Origin of the sequence: Gordonia abscondita (genome assembly GCF_032711245.1) — a bacterium.
Lineage (GTDB): Bacteria > Actinomycetota > Actinomycetes > Mycobacteriales > Mycobacteriaceae > Gordonia.
This window is the reverse complement of record NZ_CP128986.1, coordinates 164646-189141: the sequence shown is the minus strand read 5'-3', so window position 1 is coordinate 189141 and position 24496 is coordinate 164646. Positions and strand designations below refer to the sequence as shown.

The 24496-nt window shown below is 65.8% G+C and carries 24 protein-coding genes; 22 read left to right on the top strand and 2 right to left on the bottom strand.

Features of this window, described 5'->3' with window-relative positions; genetic code table 11:
• The first annotated feature begins 1 nt into the window (after position 1).
• Positions 2–964: a homoserine kinase gene (thrB, locus tag MP11Mi_RS00885; RefSeq protein ID WP_420040448.1), complete on the top strand. Its 963-nt coding sequence runs from the start codon at positions 2–4 to the stop codon at positions 962–964.
• Positions 965–1222: 258 nt separating this feature from the next.
• Positions 1223–3208 carry a transcription termination factor Rho gene (gene rho / locus MP11Mi_RS00880; protein WP_420041969.1) on the top strand — a complete coding sequence of 662 codons (1986 nt, stop codon included), beginning with the start codon at positions 1223–1225 and terminating at the stop codon, positions 3206–3208.
• Between the two features lie 46 nt (positions 3209–3254).
• On the opposite strand, the gene MP11Mi_RS00875 is transcribed toward rho, so the two are convergent.
• Positions 3255–4439: a diflavin oxidoreductase gene (locus tag MP11Mi_RS00875; protein WP_420040447.1), complete on the bottom strand. Its 1185-nt coding sequence runs from the start codon at positions 4437–4439 to the stop codon at positions 3255–3257.
• Between the two features lie 167 nt (positions 4440–4606).
• Between MP11Mi_RS00875 and rpmE the strand changes: the two genes are divergently transcribed.
• The 16 genes from rpmE (at position 4607) to MP11Mi_RS00795 (ending at position 18496) form a co-directional block, all read left to right on the top strand.
• Positions 4607–4819 (top strand): 50S ribosomal protein L31, encoded by a 213-nt coding sequence (rpmE, locus tag MP11Mi_RS00870; RefSeq protein ID WP_237002563.1) that lies wholly within the window; start codon positions 4607–4609, stop codon positions 4817–4819.
• 129 nt (positions 4820–4948) lie between these two features.
• Positions 4949–6022 carry a peptide chain release factor 1 gene (prfA, locus tag MP11Mi_RS00865; protein WP_420040446.1) on the top strand — a complete coding sequence of 358 codons (1074 nt, stop codon included), beginning with the start codon at positions 4949–4951 and terminating at the stop codon, positions 6020–6022.
• Positions 6019–6912, top strand: a complete 894-nt coding sequence (prmC, locus tag MP11Mi_RS00860) for a peptide chain release factor N(5)-glutamine methyltransferase (protein ID WP_420040445.1) — start codon at positions 6019–6021, stop codon at positions 6910–6912. The genes prfA and prmC overlap by 4 nt, the downstream gene beginning before the upstream one ends.
• Positions 6909–7565 (top strand): L-threonylcarbamoyladenylate synthase, encoded by a 657-nt coding sequence (locus MP11Mi_RS00855; RefSeq protein ID WP_420040444.1) that lies wholly within the window; start codon positions 6909–6911, stop codon positions 7563–7565. The genes prmC and MP11Mi_RS00855 overlap by 4 nt, the downstream gene beginning before the upstream one ends.
• Positions 7562–8785 (top strand): serine hydroxymethyltransferase, encoded by a 1224-nt coding sequence (locus MP11Mi_RS00850; RefSeq protein WP_420040443.1) that lies wholly within the window; start codon positions 7562–7564, stop codon positions 8783–8785. The genes MP11Mi_RS00855 and MP11Mi_RS00850 overlap by 4 nt, the downstream gene beginning before the upstream one ends.
• Entirely contained in the window at positions 8782–9942 is a 1161-nt protein-coding gene (locus MP11Mi_RS00845) for an MraY family glycosyltransferase (RefSeq protein WP_420040442.1), read from the top strand. The genes MP11Mi_RS00850 and MP11Mi_RS00845 overlap by 4 nt, the downstream gene beginning before the upstream one ends.
• Before the next feature lie 91 nt (positions 9943–10033).
• Positions 10034–10507, top strand: a complete 474-nt coding sequence (locus tag MP11Mi_RS00840) for a hypothetical protein (protein WP_420040441.1) — start codon at positions 10034–10036, stop codon at positions 10505–10507.
• A gap of 294 nt (positions 10508–10801) precedes the next feature.
• Complete coding sequence (gene atpB / locus MP11Mi_RS00835; protein ID WP_420040440.1) at positions 10802–11542, top strand: F0F1 ATP synthase subunit A; 741 nt, start codon at positions 10802–10804, stop codon at positions 11540–11542.
• A gap of 133 nt (positions 11543–11675) precedes the next feature.
• Positions 11676–11921, top strand: a complete 246-nt coding sequence (locus MP11Mi_RS00830; RefSeq protein ID WP_183370826.1) for an ATP synthase F0 subunit C — start codon at positions 11676–11678, stop codon at positions 11919–11921.
• Positions 11922–11937: 16 nt separating this feature from the next.
• Complete coding sequence (locus MP11Mi_RS00825) at positions 11938–12501, top strand: F0F1 ATP synthase subunit B (RefSeq protein ID WP_420040439.1); 564 nt, start codon at positions 11938–11940, stop codon at positions 12499–12501.
• A gap of 101 nt (positions 12502–12602) precedes the next feature.
• Positions 12603–13424: a F0F1 ATP synthase subunit delta gene (locus MP11Mi_RS00820; protein ID WP_420040438.1), complete on the top strand. Its 822-nt coding sequence runs from the start codon at positions 12603–12605 to the stop codon at positions 13422–13424.
• 57 nt (positions 13425–13481) lie between these two features.
• Entirely contained in the window at positions 13482–15116 is a 1635-nt protein-coding gene (gene atpA, locus MP11Mi_RS00815; RefSeq protein ID WP_420040437.1) for a F0F1 ATP synthase subunit alpha, read from the top strand.
• Between the two features lie 2 nt (positions 15117–15118).
• Entirely contained in the window at positions 15119–16075 is a 957-nt protein-coding gene (locus MP11Mi_RS00810) for a F0F1 ATP synthase subunit gamma (RefSeq protein ID WP_420040436.1), read from the top strand.
• Between the two features lie 35 nt (positions 16076–16110).
• Positions 16111–17559: a F0F1 ATP synthase subunit beta gene (gene atpD / locus MP11Mi_RS00805; RefSeq protein ID WP_420040435.1), complete on the top strand. Its 1449-nt coding sequence runs from the start codon at positions 16111–16113 to the stop codon at positions 17557–17559.
• A 9-nt stretch (positions 17560–17568) separates the two neighbouring features.
• Positions 17569–17946 carry a F0F1 ATP synthase subunit epsilon gene (locus tag MP11Mi_RS00800; protein WP_420040434.1) on the top strand — a complete coding sequence of 126 codons (378 nt, stop codon included), beginning with the start codon at positions 17569–17571 and terminating at the stop codon, positions 17944–17946.
• A gap of 103 nt (positions 17947–18049) precedes the next feature.
• Positions 18050–18496 carry a DUF2550 domain-containing protein gene (locus MP11Mi_RS00795; protein WP_420040433.1) on the top strand — a complete coding sequence of 149 codons (447 nt, stop codon included), beginning with the start codon at positions 18050–18052 and terminating at the stop codon, positions 18494–18496.
• 32 nt (positions 18497–18528) lie between these two features.
• On the opposite strand, the gene MP11Mi_RS00790 is transcribed toward MP11Mi_RS00795, so the two are convergent.
• The gene (locus MP11Mi_RS00790) at positions 18529–19119 is read right to left on the bottom strand and encodes a cob(I)yrinic acid a,c-diamide adenosyltransferase (protein ID WP_420040432.1); all 591 of its coding nucleotides are present in this window, start codon (positions 19117–19119) and stop codon (positions 18529–18531) included.
• Positions 19120–19156: 37 nt separating this feature from the next.
• Between MP11Mi_RS00790 and murA the strand changes: the two genes are divergently transcribed.
• From murA to madC, 4 genes are all read left to right on the top strand, one after another.
• Entirely contained in the window at positions 19157–20413 is a 1257-nt protein-coding gene (gene murA, locus MP11Mi_RS00785; protein WP_420040431.1) for a UDP-N-acetylglucosamine 1-carboxyvinyltransferase, read from the top strand.
• A 163-nt stretch (positions 20414–20576) separates the two neighbouring features.
• Complete coding sequence (gene mdo, locus MP11Mi_RS00780) at positions 20577–21848, top strand: NDMA-dependent methanol dehydrogenase (RefSeq protein ID WP_420040430.1); 1272 nt, start codon at positions 20577–20579, stop codon at positions 21846–21848.
• Positions 21849–21959: 111 nt separating this feature from the next.
• A complete protein-coding gene (locus MP11Mi_RS00775; RefSeq protein ID WP_420040429.1) occupies positions 21960–22952 on the top strand; it encodes a MadB family AAA-type ATPase in 993 nt (330 codons plus the stop codon).
• Positions 22953–22958: 6 nt separating this feature from the next.
• The gene (gene madC, locus MP11Mi_RS00770; RefSeq protein ID WP_420040428.1) at positions 22959–24485 is read left to right on the top strand and encodes a MadC family VWA domain-containing protein; all 1527 of its coding nucleotides are present in this window, start codon (positions 22959–22961) and stop codon (positions 24483–24485) included.
• Positions 24486–24496: the final 11 nt, after the last annotated feature.

The following is a 24496-nucleotide window of genomic DNA, read 5'->3' as shown; positions in this document are numbered from 1 at the left end:
CATGGGTAACGCTGTGAGTGCTGCATCGTCGCTCGGAGCCCCGAACGCGGAGATCGTCCTCGCCGAGGGGATGACCGTGCGCGTGCGGGTGCCCGGATCGAGCGCCAACCTCGGACCCGGATTCGACTGTCTCGGACTGGCTCTCGGCGTCTACGACGAGATTCAGGTGACTGTCGCATCGTCGGGTGTCGTCGTGGCAGTCGAAGGTGAGTCGGCGGGAGAGGTGCCGACCGACGAGCGTCACCTCGTGGCGCGCGCGGTGGTTCGTGGGCTCGAGTTCGCGGGCGTCGCAGCACCGGGTGTCGCGTTGGCGTGTGTCAACGCCATCCCGCATTCACGTGGTCTCGGGTCGTCGGCGGCCGCGGTGGTCGGTGGCCTCGCGGCGGCGTCGGCGTTGGTGGCGGAGGACGGCCGGCGTTCCGCGCTCACCGAGAAGGAGCTGGTGCAGCTCGCCAGCGAGTTCGAAGGACACCCCGACAACGCGGCCGCTTCGGTTCTCGGAGCGGGTGTCGTCACGTGGACGAGCGGGGAGAGCGAGTATTACGCCCGACGTCTCGATCTGCACGCCGACGTCCGGGCGACGTCGTTCATCCCGCAGACTCAGTCGTCGACGGCGCATACGCGCGGTCTGCTGCCCGACGCCGTCCCGCGCGTGGACGCGGTGTTCAACGTGAGCCGTGCCGCGCTCGGGATCGTCGCCCTGACGAGTGACCCGACGTGTCTGGTCGACGCGACACTCGATCGTCTGCACCAGCCGTACCGTGCCGAAGCGATGCCTGCCACGAGTGGTCTGATGCAGGCTCTGCGGGACCGCGGACACGCGGCGACGGTCTCGGGCGCCGGGCCGTCGGTGCTGGTCATAGGTACTATTGACCTCGGCGACGATGAGGCTCGGCTGGCCGCTGAGTTCGGGTTCGAAATGGTGTCGCTGCCGATCGCGGACGGCGTGGAAGTGATTCGCTAGCAGGGTTCCGTGCCAGCTCGATTACCCGGTGGTACGCTGTAGTCGCTCCGCCGTGAAGGTCACGATCTAGTGCCTTTATTCTTCCGGCCGCTAAGGACTTCTTCCGACATCGGTCGCCACCGGCGAAGTGATGAGATGACATGCTCCCCGCTCGCTCATGAGCGGACGCCCCGGCCTCTGGTGTCGGGGAACGAAAGGAATTCCGTGACCGAAACGGACCTGCAGACTCCCAAGCGCGCTCGGACCGGGTTGTCGGCGATGCTGCTGCCCGAACTCCGCTCGCTCGCTGGTGAGTTGGGCATCAAGGGCACGTCGGGCATGCGTAAGGGCGATCTGATCGACGTGATCAGGACTCACCAACAGGGTGGGGGACCCAATAGCGCTCCGGCGGCGAAGGGCAAGGCTCCGAATAAGGGGTCGGTCGCAGCGAAGACTGCCGACGTAGAGGCCCCCAAGAACGAGGCCCCCAAGAACGAGGCCCCCAAGAACGAGGCCCCCAAGAACGAGGCCCCCAAGAACGAGGCGGGCAGCGCTGCGCCGAAGAATAGCGTCCCTAAGAACGACGCACCGAAGAACGACGCACCGAAGAACGACGCACCGAAGAACGACGCTGTTAAGAACGATCAGGCCCCGACCGCTGATGATGCTCAGAGCGGCGAGAAGCCGGAGAGTGACAACGCGGGCGACCAGCAGCGCGGCAATCGCGACCGCAACCGTAACCGCAATCGCGGTGACCGGGATCGCGGCGGCAACCAGGGCGGCCAGAACAACCAGGGCGGCCAGCGCCAGGGCGAGTCCAAGCAGGTCGAGCAGAGCGACAGGCAGGCAGGCGACAAGCAGTCTGGCGAGAAGAGTAGCGCCGACAAGTCGCAGGGCGACCGCAACAACCAGCGCAGCAATCAGAACCAGGGCGGCAACGGCCAGGGTGGCGGCAACAACCAGGGTGGCCGCAACAACCAGAACAACAACGACGACGACGGTGACGGCGACGGTCGTCGCCGCGGACGTCGATTCCGTGAGCGGCGCCGTGGCCGCGACCGCGGTGTCGACGGTGGGGGCGAGCCGCAGGTCAACGAGGGCGACACCGTCGTCCCCGTCGCAGGCATCCTCGATGTCCTCGACAATTACGCGTTCGTGCGCACTTCGGGCTACCTCGCGGGATCGAACGACGTCTACGTCTCGATGAACCTGGTGCGCCGTAACGGCCTGCGCCGTGGCGACGCGATAACTGGCGCTGTCAAGGTGCCGCGCGAGGGCGAGAGCCAGGGGCAGGGCCAGGGCAACCAGCGTCAAAAGTTCAACCCACTCGTCCGCTTGGACACGGTGAACGGTTCCGATGTCGAATCCGCGCGCAACCGCCCCGACTTCAACAAACTGACGCCGCTTTACCCGAACCAGCGTCTGCGTCTGGAGACGACGCCGGACCGGCTGTCGACGCGGGTTATCGACCTGATCATGCCGATCGGCAAAGGTCAGCGTGCCCTGATCGTCTCGCCGCCGAAGGCTGGTAAGACGACCATCCTGCAGGACATCGCGAACGCGATCTCCACCAACAACCCGGAATGCCACCTCATGGTGGTGCTCGTCGACGAGCGTCCGGAAGAGGTCACCGACATGCAGCGGTCGGTGAAGGGTGAGGTCATTGCGTCGACGTTCGACCGTCCGCCGTCAGACCACACCAGCGTCGCCGAGCTCGCGATCGAGCGCGCGAAGCGCCTGGTGGAGGGCGGCCAGGACGTGGTCGTGCTCCTCGACTCGATCACGCGCCTGGGCCGTGCGTACAACAACGCGTCGCCCGCCTCCGGCCGTATCCTGTCCGGCGGTGTCGACTCGACGGCGCTATACCCGCCGAAGCGCTTCCTCGGTGCAGCCCGCAACATCGAGAACGGTGGTTCGCTAACCATCATCGCTTCGGCGCTGGTGGAGACCGGTTCGACCGGTGACACGGTGATCTTCGAAGAGTTCAAGGGCACCGGCAACGCCGAGCTAAAACTCGATCGCAAGATCTCCGAGCGACGTGTGTTCCCGGCCGTCGATGTCAATCTGTCGAGCACACGCAAGGATGAGCTCCTGTTGTCGCCCGACGAGTTCGCGATCGTGCACAAGTTGCGTCGTCTGCTGTCGGGTCTCGATTCCCAGGCCGCGATCGACCTGCTTGTTTCGCAGCTCAAGAAGTCGCGCAGCAACGTCGAGTTCCTGATGCAGGTGAGTAAGAACGCTCCGGCCGTCGTGAACGACGACTAGGAAGCGGGAGGTCCCGCGCCGAAGGCCGCTGTCTTCGCGACGTCGTTCAGTAGACGTCCCGAAGGTAGCGGCCTTCGGCGCGCAGGCGTTCCAAGAAGACGCGCGCGGACTCTTCGTCGTGGTCGCCGTACTCGGCGATGATTGCGGCGAGCGCGTCTTCCACATCGGCAGCCATGCGTTCGGCGTCGCCGCACACGTAGACGACGGCGCCGTCGCGGAGCCACGTGTACAGCTCTTCGCCGTGGCCGCCCATCAAATGGCTCACATACTGCTTCTGCTCCTGTTCGCGCGAGAACGCGACGTCGAGCCGGTCAAGGCTGCCGTCAGCGTGCAGGCCGAGGAGTTCGTCGCGGTATAGGAAGTCCTGATCACGGTGGCGGGCGCCGTGGAACAGCCAATTGCGACCCGACCCGTCGCTGCCCGCACGCTCGTGCACGAAAGCGCGGAACGGCGCGACACCGGTGCCCGGCCCGATCATGATGATGTCGGTGTCAGGTTCGGGCAGACGGAACGACTTGTTGGGCGTCAGGTAGATGCCGACGGTGTCGCCCGGCTCCACACGGTCCGCGAGGAACGCCGACGCCGCGCCATGGCGGTCGCGGCCGTCACCCCACTCGGCGGTCGCGTAGTGGCGGACGGTCGCCGGAGTCAGATGCAGAGTGCCTCCGTGGACCGACGGGGCGGACGAGATCGAATAGGTGCGCGCGGTCAGCGGCTTCAACTCGGCGAGGAACGCCTCTGGCGTCGGATGCCAGTCGTCGTCGAGGTTCAACAGGTCGAGGACGTCGCGACCACGCGACCACGCCTCCAGTTCGGCGCGCTCACCGGCCAGCAGGGTGGCGACCTTGGAGTGGCCGCGCGCGTTGGCGAGATGGTCGAGCAGATACGGCGACACCGACGTGATCTCGAAACCGTGAGTCAACGCCTGCGCGAGAGAACGCTCACCCTTACGGTCGGTGATGACGGTGTCGGCGGGCACACCGAGTCGGTCTACCAGGGCCGCGACGAGCGCGGGCTCGTTGGCCGGGGTCACGTTCACCGCGTCGCCCGGCAGATACTCCAGTCCCGATCCCTCGATGTCGAGGACGAGGTGCCTGACCTCCTTGGTGCTGTCCGGGGCGGTCAGCAACGCGTTCTCGACGACTGTCGCCGGGAACGGGTTGCGCCGTGACCAGCGGGGGCGCTTGGCCGCGCGGGACTTCGTATTGTCGATGGAGGTGCCTTCGGTCATGGCCTCTACGTTAGGCCCGCCAAACTTGGGCCGTGAAACCCGGCGTCCAGTACGCAGATTCGCCCTGACTGGCCACCCTATGGAATAATCGATCGGTCAGTCCGGTTCCGGTTCACACCGAAGCATTTCGCCCGGTGACCCGGCGACCACATTCGAAAGGGACGAGAATGAAGCAGGGTATCCACCCCGATTACGAGGTGACTGTCGTCAACTGCGGTTGCGGCAACGAGTTCACCACGCGCAGCACCGCTAAGGGCGGCCACATCTCTGTGGAAGTCTGCTCGCAGTGCCACCCGTTCTACACCGGCAAGCAGAAGATCCTCGACACCGGTGGTCGAGTGGCTCGCTTCGAGAAGCGTTACGGCAAGCGCGCCAAGTAGCTCGCCTACGACGCCCGGCTCGAGATCGTCCGCGATCTCAGGTCGGGCGTCGTTCGTTTTCCGGCAGCAGAAATTTCCCGCAGCCCGAAGCAAGACGGCGCCAGAATCAAGATGGGGAGTGATCTACAGGTGAGCACGCACGGACCGTCCGCGATCGACGACATCCTCGCCGAGCATGCAGGACTCGAGCAGCAACTGTCCGATCCCGCGTTGCACGACGATCCGGCCGAGGCTCGTCGTGTCGGCAAACGGTTCGCCGAGTTGGCGCCGGTGATGGCAGCCCACACCAAGCTCGCCGCGGTACGCGACGACCTGGCGGCCGCCAGGGAACTCGCCGAGGTCGAACCGGAGTTCGCCGAGGAGATCCCGGCGTTGGAAGCGAGCGAGACAGAACTCGATGCGCTCCTCACTGATTTGCTGGCCCCGCGAGATCCCCACGACTCCGACGACGTGGTGTTGGAGGTCAAATCGGGTGCGGGCGGCGAAGAGTCGGCGCTCTTCGCCGCCGATCTCGTCCGCATGTACCTCAAATTCTGTGAGCGGCAAGGCTGGAAGGCGACCGTCCTAGGCGTCACCGAATCCGATCTCGGCGGCTATAAGGAGGCCACGCTCGCCGTCAAAGCGCGGGACTCCGTGCGCGACGGCGTCTGGTCGAAGCTCAAGTTCGAAGGCGGTGTCCACCGCGTCCAGCGCGTGCCGGTCACCGAGTCGCAAGGCCGTATCCACACATCGGCGGCAGGTGTCCTGGTGTACCCGGAGCCTGACGAAGTGGAGCAGGTTCACATCGATGAGTCCGATCTGCGTGTCGACGTCTACCGCAGCTCCGGCAAGGGCGGCCAGGGTGTCAACACGACCGACTCCGCCGTCCGGCTGACTCACCTCCCGACCGGTATCGTCGTGACCTGCCAGAATGAGCGTTCCCAGCTGCAGAATAAGGCGCGCGCCATGCAAGTCCTCGGGGCTCGGTTGCAGGCAGCCGCCGAGGAGGAAGCCGCCGCCGAAGCGGCTGCTGGACGTGCCGCGCAGATCCGCACGGTCGACCGCTCCGAGCGGATCCGCACGTACAACTGGCCGGAGAATCGGATCACCGACCACCGCATCGGCTACAAGGCCAACAACCTCGACTCCGTCCTCAACGGTGAGATGGACGCCCTCGTCGGTGCACTTCTGGACGCCGACAAGCAGGCACGACTACAACAGTGACCACCGCCGACACGCTGCGGCGAGACGGCGCACGGACCCTGCACGACGCCGGGGTTTCCTCGGCGGGCCATGACGCGGCAGCACTCCTCGCCTACGTACTCGACGTCGAGCCCGGACGACTATTACTCGTCGATGAAGTGAGCGCCGACGACGGTGCGCGGTTCGACGCCGCGCTGACGCGGCGCGCGGCGCGGGAACCGTTGCAGCACATCACCGGTCGCGCATGGTTCGACGGCCGAGAGCTCGCCGTCGGACCCGGGGTCTTCGTGCCGCGTCCGGAGACCGAGCTGATCGTGGAGTGGGTCTCGACTGCGCTCGACCGGCCGGGGGAGCGATCTCTTCGCGTGGCCGATCTGTGCTCGGGGAGCGGAGCGCTCGCTCTGGCTCTCGTCGGTCGGCTCGTGAACGTCGAGGTGATCGCCGTCGAGAATTCGGTCGAGGCGTTGGCCTACCTGCGGCGTAACGCCACAGACAGTGGTGTCCGCGTGGTCCAGGGCGACGTCACCGACCCCGTGGCGATGGCGGAGGCGCTCGGGGCGTGCGATGTGATCGTCTCGAACCCTCCGTACGTGCCCGCCGCATCGCCTGTCTCAGCCGAAGTGAGGCACGATCCGGCCGAAGCCGTGTTCTCCGGCGAGACCGGGATGGACGTCATCGACGCGATGATCCCCATCGTCGCCGACGCGTTGACGGCCGGGGGACTCTTCGCCGTCGAGCATGACGATGAGACCGCGCCCGCGGTCGTCGACGCGCTGGCCGCCGACGGGCGGTTCCGGGACATCGTCGCGCACGCCGATCTCGCCGGGCGTCCCAGATTCGTGACCGCAGTCCGATCCGGCGGCGACGCCGGAGCCGGAGCAGACCTCGACCGTGCAAGGATGGAACAGTGAGCGTCGTCTTCGATTGCAGTGATCCCGCCAGCCGTTCGGCAGGCCGCAACGCCGCCGTCGGCGCGGCTCGTGGCGGGCGGCTCGTCGTGCTCCCCACGGACACCGTGTACGGCATCGGCTGCGACGCCTTCGACAGTGAGGCGGTCGCCGCGCTGTTGGAGGCGAAGGGCCGCGGCCGTGACATGCCGGTGCCCGTCGTCGTCGGCTCCTGGAACACGATCGACGGTCTGGTTCGGTCGGTCTCGGTCCAGGCGCGTGAACTGACTCAGGCGTTCTGGCCGGGCGGGCTGAGCATCGTCGTCGAGCAGGCCCCGTCGTTGGCGTGGGACCTAGGCGACGTGGAAGGCACCGTGATGCTACGCATGCCGCTGCACCCGGTGGCCATCGAGGTGCTCCGTGAAGTCGGTCCGATGGCGCTGTCGAGCGCGAACATCTCAGGTCGCCCACCGGCGACGACTGTCGCCGAGGCCCAGGAACAGCTCGGCGACAGCGTGTCGGTCTACCTCGACGGCGGTCCCGCGGCGAAGGCCGTACCGTCGACCATCGTCGACCTGTCGGGCGACGTCCCGCGCGTCCTGCGTGAAGGCGCGATCTCCGCCGCCGAGATCGGCGAGGTCCTCGACATGGATCCGGCGGATCTGGTGGCGCGGTGACCGGCCAGCTCGCTGCCGTCGACCCGCAGGTCAGTGCGCTGATCGAGCGGGAGGAACAACGCCGCGAGCAGAGTCTGCAGCTTCTCGCGGCAGAGACGATCGCGTCGCCTGCGGTCCGCGCGGCGGTCGGCTCGACGCTGGCCGACAAGTACGCCGAAGGCTATCCGGGGCACCGCTATCACGGTGGAGCCGAAGTGGTCGACGAAGTGGAGCGGCTAGCGGTGGAGCGCGCGCACGCACTGTTCGGCGCCGACTACGTGAACGTACAGCCGCTGTCGTGGCCGCTCGCCAACTTCGCTGTGTACGTCGCGTTCGCGCAACCCGGTGACCAGGTTCTCTCGTTGAGCCTGCGCCACGGTGGCCATCAATCACACGGATCGCGCGCCAACTGGTCGGGTCGTTGGTTCAACGTCCTCAACTACGAAGTGCGCAGCGACACCGAACAGATCGACTACGACCAGGTCCGCGACATCGCCCTCATCCATCGCCCGCGGATTCTGGTCGCGGGTGGCACCGCCTACGCGCGGAGCTGGGACTTCGCTGCGATGCGGACGATCGCCGACGAGGCCGGATGCATCCTGTGGGTCGACGGTGCCCACCTGGCGGGTCTGGCCGCGGGAGGCGTCCTCGAATCACCGGTCCCGTACGCCGACGTGGTGTCGGTCGCTACGAACAAGGTGATGCGCGGCCCGCGCGGCGGACTCCTGTTGGCGCGCGCCGAGCACGCCGAAGCCCTCTCGCGAGCGGTGTACCCGTTCTTGCAAGGCGCCCCCGCTATGAATTCGGTCGCGGGCAAGGCCGTCGCCTTCGCTGAATCGTCGACCGACGAGTACCGGCAGTATGCGCGCAGGGTCGCCGACACCGCAGCGGCCTTGGCTGCCGGTTTCGCCGACCGCGGACTCCACCCGGTCGGCGGCGGCACCGACACGCACATCGGGGTCGTCGACGTCAGCTCGCTCGGCGTGACCGGACGCGAAGCTGCTCGTCGGCTCGCGGCAGCGGGGATCGTCGTAGACAAGGCCATCACGCCGTTCGATCCTGCCCCGGTGTCCGAAGGCTCGGCGATCCGGTTCGGCACCGCCGCCGTCACCACCGGCGGAATCAGGCCGTCGGACGCGCCGCGGATCGTCGATCTCATGGTGACGGCGATGTCGACCGGCGACGAACGACGTCACTCCGCCGTCGCCGCAGCGGTCGCGCATCTGGGAGAAGACGAGTGATCCCACTCGCTCTCGATGTCGGCAGTGGGGGAGCAGGTGTGCCTCTGCGCGAGCTCGCGCTCGTCGGCCTGACGGCTGCCGGAGTCACCTACCTCATCACTTCGCTCGTGCGCGTGTTCGCGGTCAAAGCCGGCGCGGTCGCCATTCCGCGCGAACGGGATGTCCACGTGATCCCGACGCCACGACTCGGTGGTGTCGGCATGTTCATCGGAGTCGTCTGCGCGATCGGCCTCGCCGCGCAGTTGCCCGCCCTGAACAGGGGATTCGCCTATACACACGACATGCTCGCGGTGTTGACCGCTGGACTCGTGATCGTCTTGGTCGGCATCATCGACGACAGGTGGGGGCTCGACGCACTCACGAAGTTCGTCGGTCAACTGACGGCAGCAGGCGTCCTGGTCATCATGGGGGTCTCCTGGTATCTGCTCTACGTACCGATCGGCGACATCGGCACAGTCGTGCTCGACCCGCTGCAGGCCGGGCTGCTGACTGTCGCGATCACCGTGACCACGATCAACGCGATGAACTTCGTCGACGGTCTCGACGGTCTCGCTGCGGGTCTCGGGCTCATCGCGGCCGCCGCCATCTGCCTGTTCTCGCTAGGCCTGCTCGCCGATCAAGGTGGCGATGTCAGCTACTACCCGCCAGCGTTGATCACCGCAGCGCTCGCCGGAGCGTGCCTGGGATTCCTTCCCCACAACTTCTCGCCGGCCCGCATCTTCATGGGCGACTCGGGCGCGATGCTCATCGGCCTGATGCTGGCCGCCGCATCGACGAGCGCGTCAGGACGGGTGGCCCGCAGCGCGTACGGCCCCGCCGACATGTTCACGTTGCTCTCACCGCTGGTTCTGGTCGCGGCGGTGATGTTCATCCCGATGCTCGACATGGTCATGGCGGTGATCCGCCGCACGCGGGCGGGCGTCGGCTTCTACACGCCGGACAAGATGCATCTGCACCATCGACTCCTCGAGATCGGCCACACCCAACGACGAGTCGCGCTGGTCATCTACCTGTGGGTCGGCCTGCTCGCATTCGCGGTTGCCGCGTCGACCCTGGTCTCGCCGGCGGTCGTCATGCCTGTCTTCGGTGTGGGAGTGGTGCTGGCCCTGATCGCCACGTTCGCACCGCGACTGCGTCGGTGGTTCATCTCCAGATAGGCGGCTCCGCACCGGTCGAGTACGCGGATCCGCCCGTGGGCCCCGAAGCCACGGTTCGCTCATGGCCCCTCCGGCTCGCTAGCCTTGTTGCGTGTCTACGAACGATGAGAATCCGGCAGCCGATGTCCCCGAGCGCAAGCCGCAGTGGGAGGCGAGCCCGTCGGCGCCTCTGCGGAACGGGCTGAAGTACGGCTCCTGGGGATTCGGGATCCTACTCGTCGTCGGACTCCTTGTCTGGTGGCCATTCAAGGGCACTCCCGGTCTGTGGGGTGCGCTCATCGGCGCTGCGATCGGCGGCAGCTTCGTCCTCGTGACGGTCATCGTGATCTTGTTTACGTCGAAAGCCTCGCCGAGCGTGGTGATGGGCGCGTTGATGGGCTCATACCTCGTGAAGGTCGTCATCGTCATCGCCGTGACGGCGAGCATCAAAGACATGGACTTCTACAATAAGCCCGCTCTGGTGTCAGTCCTGCTCGGTGCGATCGTTCTCGTCCTCGGCGGCGAAATGTGGGGCGTGATGAGCACACGCACGACATATGTTGATTCCGACGAGACAACCGACTAGAAGATGTGACGATGATCACCCAGGCTGCCCTGACCAGCTACTACGGACGATAGTAGCTACGCGGCCGGACAGATCGCTGCGACCCTGATTCGCTGGTAGGACCAAAATATTGCTAGTCTGCTGCACGCAGGCTGATTCGGGCGACGTGTGTCCATGGACGATGTCACCGAATGCCAAATGACAGTAGGACCCCGCAGATCGTGAGATCAGTGGGCCCGAGAACGGGAGAGAACGCTGAGCGCCACCCTCGCAGCCGAATTCCACGCGCCGACATTGTGGGACTTCTATCCCGTGATGCTCTTCGGTGGAGAACAGCCCAACCCGGAGTGGTGGGGCATGGATCGCATCATGCTGATCCGAGTCGTTGTAGCTGTCCTGGTCTCCGCGGGCTTCTTCTTCGCCATGCGCAGCCCGAAGATCGTCCCGACCGGCGTGCAGAACGTCGCCGAGAGCATGCTCGACTGGGTTCGCATCAATATCGCCGAAGAGATCCTCGGCAAGGAGAACGGCCGCAAGTTCCTGGTGATCATCGCGTCGATGTTCTTCGCGACGATCTTCTTGAACCTGACGTCGATCGTCCCCTTCTTGAACATCTCCAGTAACGCGCGCATCGGTATGCCGCTGGTGATGGCCGCGGTCGCCTACATCACCTACTGCTGGGTGGGCATCGCCAAGTTTGGCTTCTTCGGTTTCATCAAGTCGTCCATCGTCCTTCCGGGCGTGCCGTTGCCGGTGCACTTCCTGCTCGTTCCGATCGAGTTCGTCTCGACGTTCATTCTCCGGCCGTTCACGCTGACAGTGCGTCTCATGGCCAACATGCTTTCCGGCCACATCATGCTGGTGCTGTTCTTCTCCGCGACGCAGTTCTTCGTGGTGGAGAAGAGTGGGCTGTGGACCTTGGCGGGCGTCGGCGGCATCATTGCCGGCATCGGCTTCACCTTCTTCGAACTCCTGGTCATCGGCCTGCAGGCGTACATCTTCGCTCTGCTGACCGCTGTTTACATCGACCAGTCGATCCACGCAGACTCGCACTAACCCGACTTGCTCGCGGGGCAGTCACACCGAACTAACTGAATACGACCTCGGTCCCGGAGATATGACGGGAACCGACACGAACTGACTCACTCGCCCGACCGGGCGGGGAGCCACCAAGAAAGGGAATCGCAAGATGAGCATCATCGCCCAGACTCTCGCCGCAGACTCGGAGATCACTGGTAAGGGCTTCGGCGCGATCGGCTACGGTCTCGCCGCTATCGGCCCCGGTATCGGCGTCGGCATTGTGGCCGGTAAGGCCATCGAGGGAATCGCCCGTCAGCCCGAGCTCGCCGGCCAGATCCGTACCACCATGTTCCTGGGTATCGCCCTCTCCGAGGCTCTGGCGCTGATCGGTATCGTCGCCGGCTTCATCTTCTGATCGCGAGACGACACCAATGATCAACGAACTGATTCTGGCTGAGGCTTCGCCGGCGGAAGGCGGCGACCATCAGCCGCCGATTCCGCTGCTGCCGCAGTGGTACGACATCACCTGGTCGCTGGTCGCCTTCGCCGTCGTTCTGTTCGTCTTCTGGAAGTACGTGATCCCGAAGTACAAGCAGGTCCTCGCTGAGCGTCGCGAGACCATCGAGGGTGGTATCGAGCGGGCCGAGGCCGCACAGGCCGAGGCCGCCGCCTCGCTCAAGGCTTACCGTGAGCAGCTTGCAGGCGCTCGTGAAGAGGCTGCGGGCATTCGCGAGGAGGCTCGTACTCAGGGCACTCAGATCATCGCGGATATGAAGGCTCAGGCGACAGTCGAGAGCGACCGAATCATCGCCAACGGAAACACCCAGCTCGACGCACAGCGTCAGCAGGTCGTGTCCGAGCTGCGCGGCGACCTCGGAAAGATGTCCGTCGACCTGGCCGAGAAGCTGGTCGGTGTGTCACTGTCGGACGACGTCAAGCAGGCTGGGACCGTCGACCGGTTCCTCGCTGAACTCGACGCCGAGACCGCCAAGTAATCCTAGGGCAGCTGGAACGATGGTGTGGAGGGCGAGCGGGCAGGACCTGCCCCTCGCACCCACCCACCTGACGACTCCGCCGGAAGAAGGAATGCACAAAGATGTACGCAGCGTCTAGCCGTGAAGCCCTCGAGGGGGCTCGCATCGAGCTGGAGACCGCCCTGCGCGGTTCGTCCGCGCCGAGCACCGATGCGGTGACCGTTGGCGATGAACTGCTCTCGGTGGCAGCCACCGTGAATGACAATCGCTCGCTGCGCATCGCGCTGGCCGACACGGCCACCGCTGCGGACTCGCGTGCGAAGGTTGCTGAGACCGTGCTCTCGGGCAAAGTCTCGGACATCACTCGCGGCGTCGTCGCTTCGGCGGCAGCGCGCGAATGGTCGAGCGAAGCCGATCTCGTGAACGGCCTGCAGTCCCTCGGGTGCGAGGCACTGTTGTTCGCGGCGAAGGAGTCGGGCCGCATCGACACGGTCGAGGAGGAACTCTTCCGCCTCGCCCGCATCGTCAAGGGAGACGGAGCGCTCGAACAGGCGCTCTCCGACCGCACCCGCAGCGCCGCCGATCACTTCGGTCTGCTGCGCACGCTGATCGACGGCAAAGTCACGGACGTCGCGAGCAAGCTCGCCCAGTTCGCGGTTAGCCGTACCGACCGGGCACCCGGCGATTCGCTCGACGAGCTCTCTCAGCTCGCCGCAGCGAGCAACGGACGTAAGGTCGCGTACGTGAGCAGCGCAGGCGAGCTCTCCGCTGACCAGCGCACCGCTCTGTCGGCGAAGTTGGCCGACATATATGGAGCGCCGGTCACCCTGCACGTCGACATCGATCCGGCACTCCTCGGTGGGGTCGTTGTCCGCGTGGGCGACGAGCGTATCGACGGCAGTCTGTCCGGCAAGATCGCAACGCTGCGCCGCGGCTTGCGGTGACCAAGTAACACCCGATTCCCACAGACCACTTTTTAGATAGCCAGGAAGAGCAGGAACATGGCGGAGTTGACCATCTCCTCCGATGAAATTCGGAGCGCGATCGCAAGTTACACCCAGGACGTGGACGGCCAGGCCACCCGCGAAGAGGTCGGAACCGTTGCCGATACCGGTGATGGCATCGCCCACGTGTCCGGACTGCCCGGCGCGATGGCCAACGAGCTCCTCGAGTTCGAGGGCGGCATCCGCGGCGTGGCATTGAACCTCGATCTGGACGAGGTCGGCGCCGTCATCCTCGGCGACTCGGAGAACATCGAAGAAGGCCAGGAAGTCAAGCGCACCGGCAACGTGCTGTCGGTCCCGGTCGGCGATAAGTTCCTCGGTCGTGTCATCGATCCGCTCGGCGCACCGATCGACGGACTCGGCGCCATCGAAGCCGAAGGCGACCGCGTCCTCGAACTCCAGGCAGCTTCGGTCCTCGAACGCCAGCCCGTCGAGGAGTCCCTCGCCACCGGCATCAAGGCCATCGACGCCATGACGGCCATCGGTCGCGGTCAGCGTCAGCTGGTCATTGGCGACCGCAAGACCGGCAAGACCGCGGTCTGCATCGACGCCATCCTGAACCAGAAGGACAACTGGGCGACCGGAGATCCGGACAAGCAGGTCCGCTGCATCTACGTCGCCGTCGGTCAGAAGGGTTCGACCATCGCCGGCGTCAAGACGGCGCTCGAAGAGGCTGGCGCGATGGAGTTCACGACCATCGTCGCGGCTCCCGCTTCCGACTCGGCAGGCTTCAAGTGGCTGGCGCCGTACACCGGCTCGGCCCTCGGCCAGCACTGGATGTACCAGGGCAAGCACGTTCTCATCGTGTTCGACGACCTGTCGAAGCAGGCCGAGGCCTACCGCGCGATCTCGCTGCTGCTCCGTCGTCCGCCGGGGCGCGAAGCCTACCCGGGCGACGTGTTCTACTTGCACTCGCGCCTGTTGGAGCGTTGCGCCAAGCTGTCCGACGAGCTCGGCGCTGGTTCGATGACCGGCCTGCCGATCATCGAGACCAAGGCCAACGACGTCTCGGCGTTCATCCCGACCAACGTCATCTCGATCACCGACGGCCAGGTGTTCCTGGAGTCGGACCTCTTCAACAAGGGTGTCCGCCCCGCCATCAACGTCGGTATCTCCGTCTCCCGTGTCGGTGGCGCCGCTCAGACCAAGGGTCTGAAGGACGTCTCGGGTTCGTTGCGTCTGGAGCTGGCGCAGTTCCGTGAACTGGAGGCCTTCTCGGCTTTCGCCTCGGACCTGGATGCAGCGTCGAAGGCACAGCTCGAGCGCGGTGCACGGTGGGTCGAGCTCCTCAAGCAGGACCAGTACAGCCCGGTCGCCGTCGAAGACCAGATCGTGTCGCTCTACCTGTGTGGCGAGGGTTTCATGGACTCGGTCCCGGTGGCCGACATCCGCCGCTTCGAGTCGGAGCTGCTCGGCGATCTGCACCACACGGCTTCGGGCGTGTACGGCAACATCGCGGGCGGCAAGAAGCTGTCGGCGGAAGACAAGGACGCGCTCGCGACCGCGACGAACAACTTCAAGGCAGGTTTCATCGCCGCAGACGGCTCGCGGGTCGTCGAGGTCGCGGCTGATCCGCTGGCCGCTGAAGACGTCGAGTCCGAGACGATCCGAGTGACGAAGAAGACGAAGTAGCCATGGCAACAATTCGGGAGCTGCGCTCGCGGATCCGATCGATCCAGTCGACCAAGAAGATCACCAAGGCGCAGGAACTGATCGCGACGTCGCGGATTACCAAGGCGCAGGCACGGGTGGCAGCCGCCCGTCCCTACTCCGAGGAGATCACACGAGTCGTCACCACCCTGGCCGGCGCCAGCTCATCGCTCGACAGTCCGTTGCTGACCGAGCGTGAGAACCCCAAGCGCGCCGCCGTCCTCGTCGTCACGAGCGACAGCGGTCAGTGCGGCGGCTATAACTCGAACGTGCTCAAGGAGACCGAAGAGCTCCTCTCGCTGCTCCGCGGCGAGGGCAAGGAGCCGGTCGTGTACGTGATGGGCCGTAAGGGCATCGGGTACTACACCTTCCGTGAGCGTCCGATCGCCGCGAGCTGGTCCGGCTTCTCCCAGCAGCCGGCCTTCGCCGACAGCGCTGAGGCCGTCCACCACCTGGTTGACGCGTTCTTGGCTGGGTCGGGGGAGCGTAGCCCACTGCCGGGCGATGCGGCCGGTGATGTCGAGGGTTTCGACGAACTGCACATCGTGTACACCCGTTTCGTGTCGATGCTGACCCAGAAGCCGGTCGTCCGCCGGATGGCGCCGATCGACGTCGAGTTCGAGGTGGAGCAGCTCGACATGGGCGACGACCTCTTGACCGACGGTGCGGACAAGGTCAGCGCCGAGGTCGAGTTCGAGCCGGAAGCCAAGGAACTGCTCGATGCGCTCCTTCCCAAGTACGTGGCGTCGCGCATCTTCGCTGCCCTGCTCGATGCCGCGGCATCGGAGAACGCAGCGCGTCGTACCGCTATGAAGGCGGCGACCGACAACGCGAACGAACTCGAGAAGACGTTGTCTCGACAGGCTAACGCCGCACGTCAGGCTCAGATCACCCAGGAAATCAGCGAAATCGTCGGCGGCGTCGAGGCGCTGGCGAACTGATCGCGACAAGACAACCGAGGAAAGTGAAGTAACCAATGACTGCAGCAGTCACCGACTCGTCCACGGGCGCCGCCTCGGCGACCGCCGGTCGTGTCGCCCGGGTGATCGGCCCCGTCGTCGACGTTGAGTTCCCCCGCGGCGCAATCCCCAAGCTCTACAACGCCCTCCACGCGGAGGTCACCCTCCCGGCCGTCGCCAAGACGCTGACGCTCGAGGTCGCACAGCACCTCGGCGACAACGTGGTGCGCACCGTCTCGATGCAGCCGACCGACGGCCTGGTCCGCGGTGCGGCGGTCGTCGACACCGGCAGCCCGATTTCGGTTCCGGTCGGCGACGTCGTCAAGGGCCACGTCTTCAACGCGCTGGGCGATTGCCTGGACGCTCCGGGCACCGGCCGCGACGGCGAGCAGTGGGGCATCCACCGCAAGCCGCCAGCGTTCGACCAGCTCGAGGGCAAGACGGAGATCCTCGAGACCGGCATCAAGGTCATCGACCTGCTGACCCCGTACGTCAAGGGTGGCAAGATCGGCCTGTTCGGCGGTGCCGGTGTCGGCAAGACCGTTCTGATCCAGGAGATGATCACCCGTATCGCCCGCGAGTTCTCCGGTACCTCGGTGTTCGCAGGCGTCGGTGAGCGTACGCGTGAAGGCACCGACCTCCACCTGGAGATGGCGGAGATGGGCGTCCTTCCGGACACCGCGCTCGTGTTCGGCCAGATGGACGAGCCGCCGGGGACGCGTATGCGCGTCGCTCTCTCGGCCCTCACCATGGCCGAGTACTTCCGCGACGTGCAGCACCAGGACGTGCTGCTCTTCATCGACAACATCTTCCGCTTCACCCAGGCCGGTTCCGAGGTCTCGACTCTTCTCGGCCGTATGCCGTCCGCCGTCGGCTACCAGCCGACGCTGGCCGACGAGATGGGCGAGCTGCAGGAGCGGATCACGTCGACGAAGGGCCGTTCGATCACCTCGCTGCAGGCGATCTACGTCCCGGCCGACGACTACACCGACCCGGCGCCCGCGACGACGTTCGCGCACCTGGATGCAACGACCGAGCTCTCGCGTCCGATTTCGCAGCTGGGCATTTACCCGGCCGTGGACCCGCTGACCTCGACCTCGCGCATTCTGGAGGCCTCCATCGTCGGCGACGAGCACTTCCGCGTCGCCAACGAGGTCAAGCGCATTCTGCAGAAGTACAAGGAACTGCAGGACATCATCGCCATCCTCGGTATGGACGAGCTCTCCGAAGAGGACAAGGTCACGGTGCAGCGCGCACGCCGTATCCAGAAGTTCCTCGGCCAGAACTTCCTCGTCGCCGAGAAGTTCACCGGTCAGGTCGGTTCGGTCGTGTCGCTCGCCGACACCATCGAGGCGTTCGACCGCGTGTGCAAGGGCGAGTTCGATCATCTGCCGGAGCAGGCGTTCAACAGCTGTGGCGGACTCGACGACGTCGAAGCCGCTGCCAAGAAGATCGCCGGAAAGTAGTCGTCGCACATGGCTGACAAAACCTTCCGACTCGACGTGGTTGCACCGGACGCCGCGCTCTACTCCGGGGACGCGACGCTCGTCGTCGCGCAGACCACCGTCGGACAGATCGGCATCATGGCCAACCACGAGCCGATGCTGGGCGAGCTCGCCGCAGGCGGCTGCGTGGTCCTGACCGAGGACAGCGGTGCCCGTAAGGCGATGGCGGTGCAGGGCGGTTTCCTTTCCGTCACCGCGGAGACCGTCACGGTCCTCGCCGAGGCAGCACAGTTCTCCGACGAGATCGACGTCGCCGCGGAGCGTGCCGTTCTAGAATCGGCGACCGAGGGCAGCGAGGAGTTCCTCCGCGCGAAGTCTCGGGTACGCGCCGTGGAAGCCGTGAGCTGACGCGGACTCCCAGAAGTACAGATGTGAATGATCGAACAGCCGTCCTGCGCCGCAGGGCGGCTGTTCGCGTACGTTCGTAGGTGACGGTGAGGAGGTCGACCCGATGCAGATGTGGGCGTGGACTATTTGTGTAGTGGTGCTCGTCGGGTTGATCGCTGCCGGATTGCTGGTCTATCGACTGCGGCTCGTGCGTCTAGCGGGGACACCGATCCTACTGCGCCCGTTACCCGCCGATGCCGACGAGGGGTGGCGGCACGGTGCGATTCACTACACGGATGACGCCGTGCTCTATTTCCGATTGTCGTCGGTGCGGCTCGGCCCGTCGGTGACTCTGTCCCGTCGCCGTATCGAGGTGTCCGGACGTCGGAGCCGAGTCGGTACAGAGTCGGAGATCATGGATCCAGACGTCGTGGTCGCCGAGATCACCATCGGGCGACGCGGTCATGAGCCCGCCTACGAGTTGGCGATGGCTCCGGCCGCGATGACCGCATTTCAATCGTGGCTGGAGGCCAGCGCCCCGCGACGCGCACGGCGCAGGCCCGCGGCGTAAATCCCTCGATTCTTCCGCTCGGTCAGCGGTGGTCAGCGTTCGCGTTCGCCGCCCGGCGCCCATTTCACGTCGGTGATGCCGGCACGAACGTTGGCGACGCGCCCGAGGATGAACAGGAGATCCGAGAGGCGATTCAGATACTTCGCGGGGAGGACGCTCGTGTCGTCGGGGTGCGCGTCGATCGCCGACCATGCGGCACGTTCTGCGCGACGGACGACGACGCGTGCCTGGTGCAGGTAGGCCGACAGCGGTGTGCCGCCGGGCAGGATGAACGAGTCGAGCGGCGTGAGTTCCTCGCCGAACTGGTCGCACCACGTTTCGAGGCCTTCGATGTACGACGACTGGATGCGCAGGGCGGGATACGGCGGATCGTCCACGACGGGGGTCGACAGGTCGGCGCCGGCGTCGAACAGATCGTTTTGGACAGTCGTGAGCACCGTTGCGATGTCGTCGGGGACGTCCCCTGCGACGGTGAGGGCCAGACCGATGACTGCGTTTGCCTCGTCGCAGTCTGCGTATGCGACGACGCGAAGGTCGTTCTTGCCGACTCGGGAGAAGTCGGAGAGGCCGGTGGTCCCGTCGTCGCCGGTCCGTGTGTAGATACGTGTGAGGTGCACAGCCATACCAGGCAACCTACCCGTCGGCCGATACACTGTGCCGGTGAGTGATCGTTACGTGGTTTCAGGTGGGGCGCGTCTGGTCGGTGACGTGTTCGTCGGCGGAGCCAAGAACAGCGTTCTGAAGTTGATGGCGGCGGCATTGTTGGCACAGGGGCGCACGGTGTTGACGAATGCGCCGGAGATCGCCGATGTTCCTCTGATGGCGGACGTCTTGCGCGGACTGGGCGCGACAGTCGACATCTCGGGCGACACGGTGACGATCGATACCCCGGCCGAACCCGACTACCACGCGGACTTTGACGCGGTGAAGCAGTTCCGGGCATCGGTGTGCGTGCTGGGGCCGCTGATGGCGCGCCGTCACCGCGCCGTCGTCGCCTTGCCGGGCGGCGACGCCATCGGCTCTCGCCCCCTCGACATGCATCAGGCGGGTCTGCGCGCGCTCGGGGCGCAGAGCAACATCGAGCACGGTTGTGTCGTCGCGGAAGCGGAGCGACTGTCCGGCGCTGAAGTGGTGCTCGACTTTCCGTCCGTGGGCGCCACCGAGAACATCCTGATGGCGGCGGTCCTGGCCGACGGTGTCACGACGATCGACAACGCTGCGCGCGAGCCGGAGATCGTCGACCTGTGTGTCATGTTGACCGAGATGGGAGCTCGGATCGACGGGGCCGGATCTCCGACACTCACGGTGACCGGTGTCGACGAGCTGACACCGACGACGCACCATGTGGTCGGGGACCGAATCGTCGCGGGGACATGGGGAGTGGCTGCGGTCATGACGCGCGGTGACATCACAGTGCGTGGGATCGACCCTGAGCATTTGCGCCTGGTGCTCAAGAAGCTCGAAGGCGCTGGCGCGAGCGTCGAGCGGTTCGACGACGGTTTCCGCGTGATCCAGGAGTCGCGCCCAGTCGCGGTTGACACGGCGACTCTCCCGTTCCCCGGGTATCCGACGGATCTGCAGCCGATGGCGATTGGTCTGGCGACGGTGTCCGAGGGGATGTCGATGGTCACCGAGAACGTATTCGAAGCCCGTTTCCGGTTCGTCGAGGAACTCGTGCGGTTGGGCGCCGATGCGCGCACCGACGGTCATCACGCGGTGATCCGCGGCGTCGAACGCTTGTCGAGCGCACCGGTGTGGTCGTCGGACATTCGTGCGGGTGTCGGCCTCGTCCTCGCCGGACTCGTCGCCGACGGCGACACTGAAGTCCACGACATTGAACACATCGACCGCGGCTACCCGAATTTCGAGGATCAGCTCCGCACTCTCGGCGGAACCATCCGACGTGTGAACGGCTGACCGCGCGCGCATCGGCGACGGCGCACCTGTCCGACCGGACAGGTGTCATCCTGAACCCCTGGGCCTACTCCCTGCGCTGCAGGTCAGGAACCCTTGCCCGGCCAGTGACCTAGGGCACACGCTGTGAAGGACCGAAACGGCAACCTCACAGGAGTCAACCCTCATGGCTATCGAGCTGAATCAGATCTGGGACTTCCCGATCAAGGAGTTCCACCCGTTCCCGAAGGCGAAGTTGGGCGTCGGCGCGCACGACATGCTCGGCGTCGAAGCCAAGGAACTCGGAATGACCCGCGTTCTGTTGATGACGACGGGCCTGCGCGGCTCGGGGATCATCGAGGAATTGACCGGCAAGATCGAGTACCAGGGTGTGGACGTCGTCCTGTTCGACGAGGTCGAGTCGAACCCCAAGGACTTCAACACGATGGATGCCGCTGCGCGGTACCAGTCCGAGAAGTGCGACGGCATCATTTCGGTGGGCGGCGGTTCGAGCCACGATGCCGCGAAGGGCGCGCGCATGGTGATCGCGCACGACGGACGCAACATCAACGAGTTCGAGGGCTTCTCCAAGGCCACCAACAAGGAGAACCCGAAGCACATCGCCGTGTCGACGACCGCAGGCACCGGCTCGGAGACATCGTGGGCGTACGTCATCACCGACACCTCCGACATGGACAACCCTCATAAATGGGTGGCCTTCGACGACTCCTGTCTCGTCGATCTCGCGATGGACGATCCGTTGCTGTACTACTCGTGCCCCGAGCACTTCACCGCGTTCTGCGGGTTCGACGTCCTCGCCCACGCGAGTGAGCCGTTCGTCTCGCGTCTGGACTTCGAGCCGTCGCTCGGCAACGCGAAGTACTCGATCGAGTTGATTCGCGATCACCTGCGGACCGCCGTCTACGATCCCAAGAACCTCGCGGCGCGCTCGGGCATGATGCACGCGCAGTACATCGCCGCGCAGGCGTTCAACTCGGGTGGTCTCGGCATGATCCACTCTCTGTCACACGCGTTCAGCGCGTTCTACGACAGCCACCACGGCCTCAACAACGCCATCGCACTGCCGCGTGTGTGGGAGTACAACCTGCCGGCACGCTATGAGCGGTACGCCGAGATCGCCTCGCTGCTCGGCGTCGACACCCGGAACATGACGACGGTGCAGGCCGCCGACGCTGCTGTCGAGGAGGCCATCCGCCTGTCGAAGGACGTCGGCATCCCCGACAACTTCGGATCGTTGACCACGTCGTCGTACGACAAGAACCGGATGAACACCGGCAAGTACGAAGGCCGAGGCGACGGCGTAGACACCTCGGACGCGCAGGTCCGCGCGATCGCCGAGCACATGATGGGCGACTGGTGCACGCCGGCCAATCCGCGCGAGTCGACCGTCGAATCATTGATCCCAATGGTCCGGCACGCCTTCACCGGCTCGTACTGACCTGTCGGGACGGTTGACCGTCCGCCTGGTGATCGCCGGACCTACCCGGTCCGGCGATCACCGGGAACCCCCCGTCTGCTGCCATCTTTTTCGGACCCGAGCGAGGCATCCATGAGCGACCTGACTTTCGACACTTCTGCCGACCTGACGACAGCCTTGGCGTCGGAGGGCTACCTGATCGACGACGACCTCGCCGTCGTCGTCCACCTGGCGACTATCCTCGACCGCCCACTGCTGCTCGAAGGGCCTGCTGGCGTGGGCAAAACCGAGCTTGCGAAGGCGTTGGCCGCCGCATCGGGTCGCGAGCTGATCCGCCTCCAGTGCTACGAGGGACTCGACGACTCCCGCGCACTGTACGAATGGGACTACGCGAGGCAGTTGCTGCACGTGCAGATGCTGCGCGATCGGATCGGAGCCGAACTCGCCGAATACGACACGCTCGCGGCGGCGTCGACGGCGCTCGCCGAGACCGAGGTCGGCGTGTACACCGAAGGCTTCCTCGTCCCGCGGCCGTTGCTGGCGGCGATCGTCTCGCCTGAGCCGACAGTGCTTCTGGTCGACGAGATCGACCGGACCGACGAGGCGATGGAAGCGGTCATGCTCGAGGTCCTCGCCGAACGGCAGGTGACGGTGCCCGAGCTCGGCACGTTCACCGCGCGTTCGGCGCCCTGGGTGATCTTGACGTCCAATGACACGAGGGAACTGTCGGCCGCGTTGAAGCGTCGTTGCCTGCACTTCCAAGTCGAGTACCCGTCCGCCGAACGCGAATGCCGGATCGTCGCCGTCCGCGCACCCGATGTCGAAGAGGCGGTGATCGCCGACGTCGTAGACCTCGCTCGTCGGCTGCGTGAACTGCCGCTGCGGAAGAGCCCGTCGATCGCCGAAGTCATTGACGCGTCGCGCGCCGCCTCCTACCTGTCGCCGACCGATCCGGCCTTGATGTCGTTGTTGGTGAAGTTCGGAACCGACCTCGACCACGTGCGCCGGGCATTCGCCGGGCCCGCCGCGTCGGACGCGGACCGGCATGCGGAGAGCCGGCAAGGGTCGAGCACCGGCCGAGCGTTCGGTGCGGGCCGGGCACACAGCGCCGCCGCGCGGAGCTGAGCGGTCGTGCTGAGCGGCAGCGATGCAGGCGCCCGGCTGCTCGACACCGTGTCGGTGCAGTTCGGCCGGGCGCTGCGCGTCCTGGGCGTCGGATGCTCGCCCGCCGAGGTGATCGAGGTCCGACGAGTGCTCGCGCTGGTCGGCGCCGAAGACATGGGACGGTTGCGCACGGCCCTGCGGAGCGTCAGTGTCAAGTACGAATACGAGCGGGCCGGGTTCGAGACGGTGTTCGCTGCCTTCTTCATCGGCGACGACGCAACTGACGATCCTTCCGAGGACGCGCCGCGTGTTCGGGGAATGGCAGGCGACCTCCCCGACGAACTGGAGTGGGACGACGACTTCACCGGTGGGGCACGGATGATCGGCGCGGACGAGCACACTGTGGAGATCGGCGACTTGATGGTCGACGATCCCGACGCGCGGGAACGGAACGCCGAGAGCGCTCACCGCGAGGAGAACGACTTCTCGGTCTCGACCGGTGCGGAGGAACTCCAGGTCGGCACCGACTCGTCGAGCGTCTCCGGCGGAGTCACTTACACCGTCGAAGTCGATCACGCCGACGCTGCTCAAGTCGGCGAGTTGACGGGCACCGCCGCGCGTGTGGAAGGTTCGGCGTTGAGCTTGGCCGACGCTTCGGCGCTTCTCGCGGTGCTCGATTCAACGGACGGGCGCGGAGCCTACGGGGTCGATGGCATGGACGATCTCGACGACGCTCGCCGTGAGCAGCTTCAACGTGTACTCGAGGACTTCGTGGACGCGTTGACGGAGCGTCTCGCCGAGAACGTCCTGTCCGACAGCGCGGCGACCGGCGGTTCACACGTCCACCGGGACCAGGCGGACATCGATCGTGCCTGTCACCGGTTGGTGCAGCGGATGCGGGGCGCGCCCCGACCGGTGTCACGGCTCACCGACGGTGGTCGTCTCAACGCCCGCGCCACGATGCGCGCCGCCGCGCACACCGATGGCGTCCCGGTGGAATTGTGGAAGACCGTCCGCGTGCCGGGACCGGTGCGTCTGCTGGTCCTGGTGGACGTCTCGCTGTCGGTGCGGCCCGTCGCAGGCTTCATTCTCCGACTCGCGCAGACGCTGCACCGCCAAGGGAACCGGTGTGAGGTGATCGCGTTCGTCGATCGGGCAGTCCGTGTCACATCGGAGCTGCGCGTGTCCGAACCCGATACCGCGTTGGCTGAAGTACTTGCCGCCGACGGGCTAGATCTGTCGGCGACCAGTGATTACGGCCGCGTATGGCAGACGACGCTCGACGAGTACGGCGATCTCATCACGCGTCGGACGAGCGTCCTCGTCGTCGGTGACGCCCGCAGCAACGCGTTCGATCCGCGCGTTGACCTGTTCGAGACGATCGCACGTCGTGCGCACCGCGTGGCGTGGCTGACCCCCGAGCCGTCGCGGTACTGGTCGCAGACCGGGTGCTCGCTCGACGACTACGCCGAGCAGTGTGCGGGAGTCGTCAGTGCCCGTGACGGAGCCGAGATGCTCGAGAAGTGTGACGAACTCGGTGCAGCGCTGCGATGAGCCGGTAGCGT

Bases quoted from the DNA above. Each gene is read 5' to 3' on its own strand.
- thrB (WP_420040448.1), top strand. From the start codon at position 2: ATGGGTAACGCTGTGAGTGCTGCATCGTCGCTCGGAGCCCCGAACGCG.
- rho (WP_420041969.1), top strand. From the start codon at position 1,223: ATGCTGCTGCCCGAACTCCGCTCGCTCGCTGGTGAGTTGGGCATCAAG.
- MP11Mi_RS00875 (WP_420040447.1), bottom strand. From the start codon at position 4,439: ATGACCGAAGGCACCTCCATCGACAATACGAAGTCCCGCGCGGCCAAG.
- rpmE (WP_237002563.1), top strand. From the start codon at position 4,607: ATGAAGCAGGGTATCCACCCCGATTACGAGGTGACTGTCGTCAACTGC.
- atpB (WP_420040440.1), top strand. From the start codon at position 10,802: ATGCTCTTCGGTGGAGAACAGCCCAACCCGGAGTGGTGGGGCATGGAT.
- MP11Mi_RS00830 (WP_183370826.1), top strand. From the start codon at position 11,676: ATGAGCATCATCGCCCAGACTCTCGCCGCAGACTCGGAGATCACTGGT.
- MP11Mi_RS00825 (WP_420040439.1), top strand. From the start codon at position 11,938: ATGATCAACGAACTGATTCTGGCTGAGGCTTCGCCGGCGGAAGGCGGC.
- MP11Mi_RS00820 (WP_420040438.1), top strand. From the start codon at position 12,603: ATGTACGCAGCGTCTAGCCGTGAAGCCCTCGAGGGGGCTCGCATCGAG.
- atpA (WP_420040437.1), top strand. From the start codon at position 13,482: ATGGCGGAGTTGACCATCTCCTCCGATGAAATTCGGAGCGCGATCGCA.
- MP11Mi_RS00810 (WP_420040436.1), top strand. From the start codon at position 15,119: ATGGCAACAATTCGGGAGCTGCGCTCGCGGATCCGATCGATCCAGTCG.
- atpD (WP_420040435.1), top strand. From the start codon at position 16,111: ATGACTGCAGCAGTCACCGACTCGTCCACGGGCGCCGCCTCGGCGACC.
- MP11Mi_RS00800 (WP_420040434.1), top strand. From the start codon at position 17,569: ATGGCTGACAAAACCTTCCGACTCGACGTGGTTGCACCGGACGCCGCG.
- MP11Mi_RS00795 (WP_420040433.1), top strand. From the start codon at position 18,050: ATGCAGATGTGGGCGTGGACTATTTGTGTAGTGGTGCTCGTCGGGTTG.
- MP11Mi_RS00790 (WP_420040432.1), bottom strand. From the start codon at position 19,119: ATGGCTGTGCACCTCACACGTATCTACACACGGACCGGCGACGACGGG.
- mdo (WP_420040430.1), top strand. From the start codon at position 20,577: ATGGCTATCGAGCTGAATCAGATCTGGGACTTCCCGATCAAGGAGTTC.
- MP11Mi_RS00775 (WP_420040429.1), top strand. From the start codon at position 21,960: ATGAGCGACCTGACTTTCGACACTTCTGCCGACCTGACGACAGCCTTG.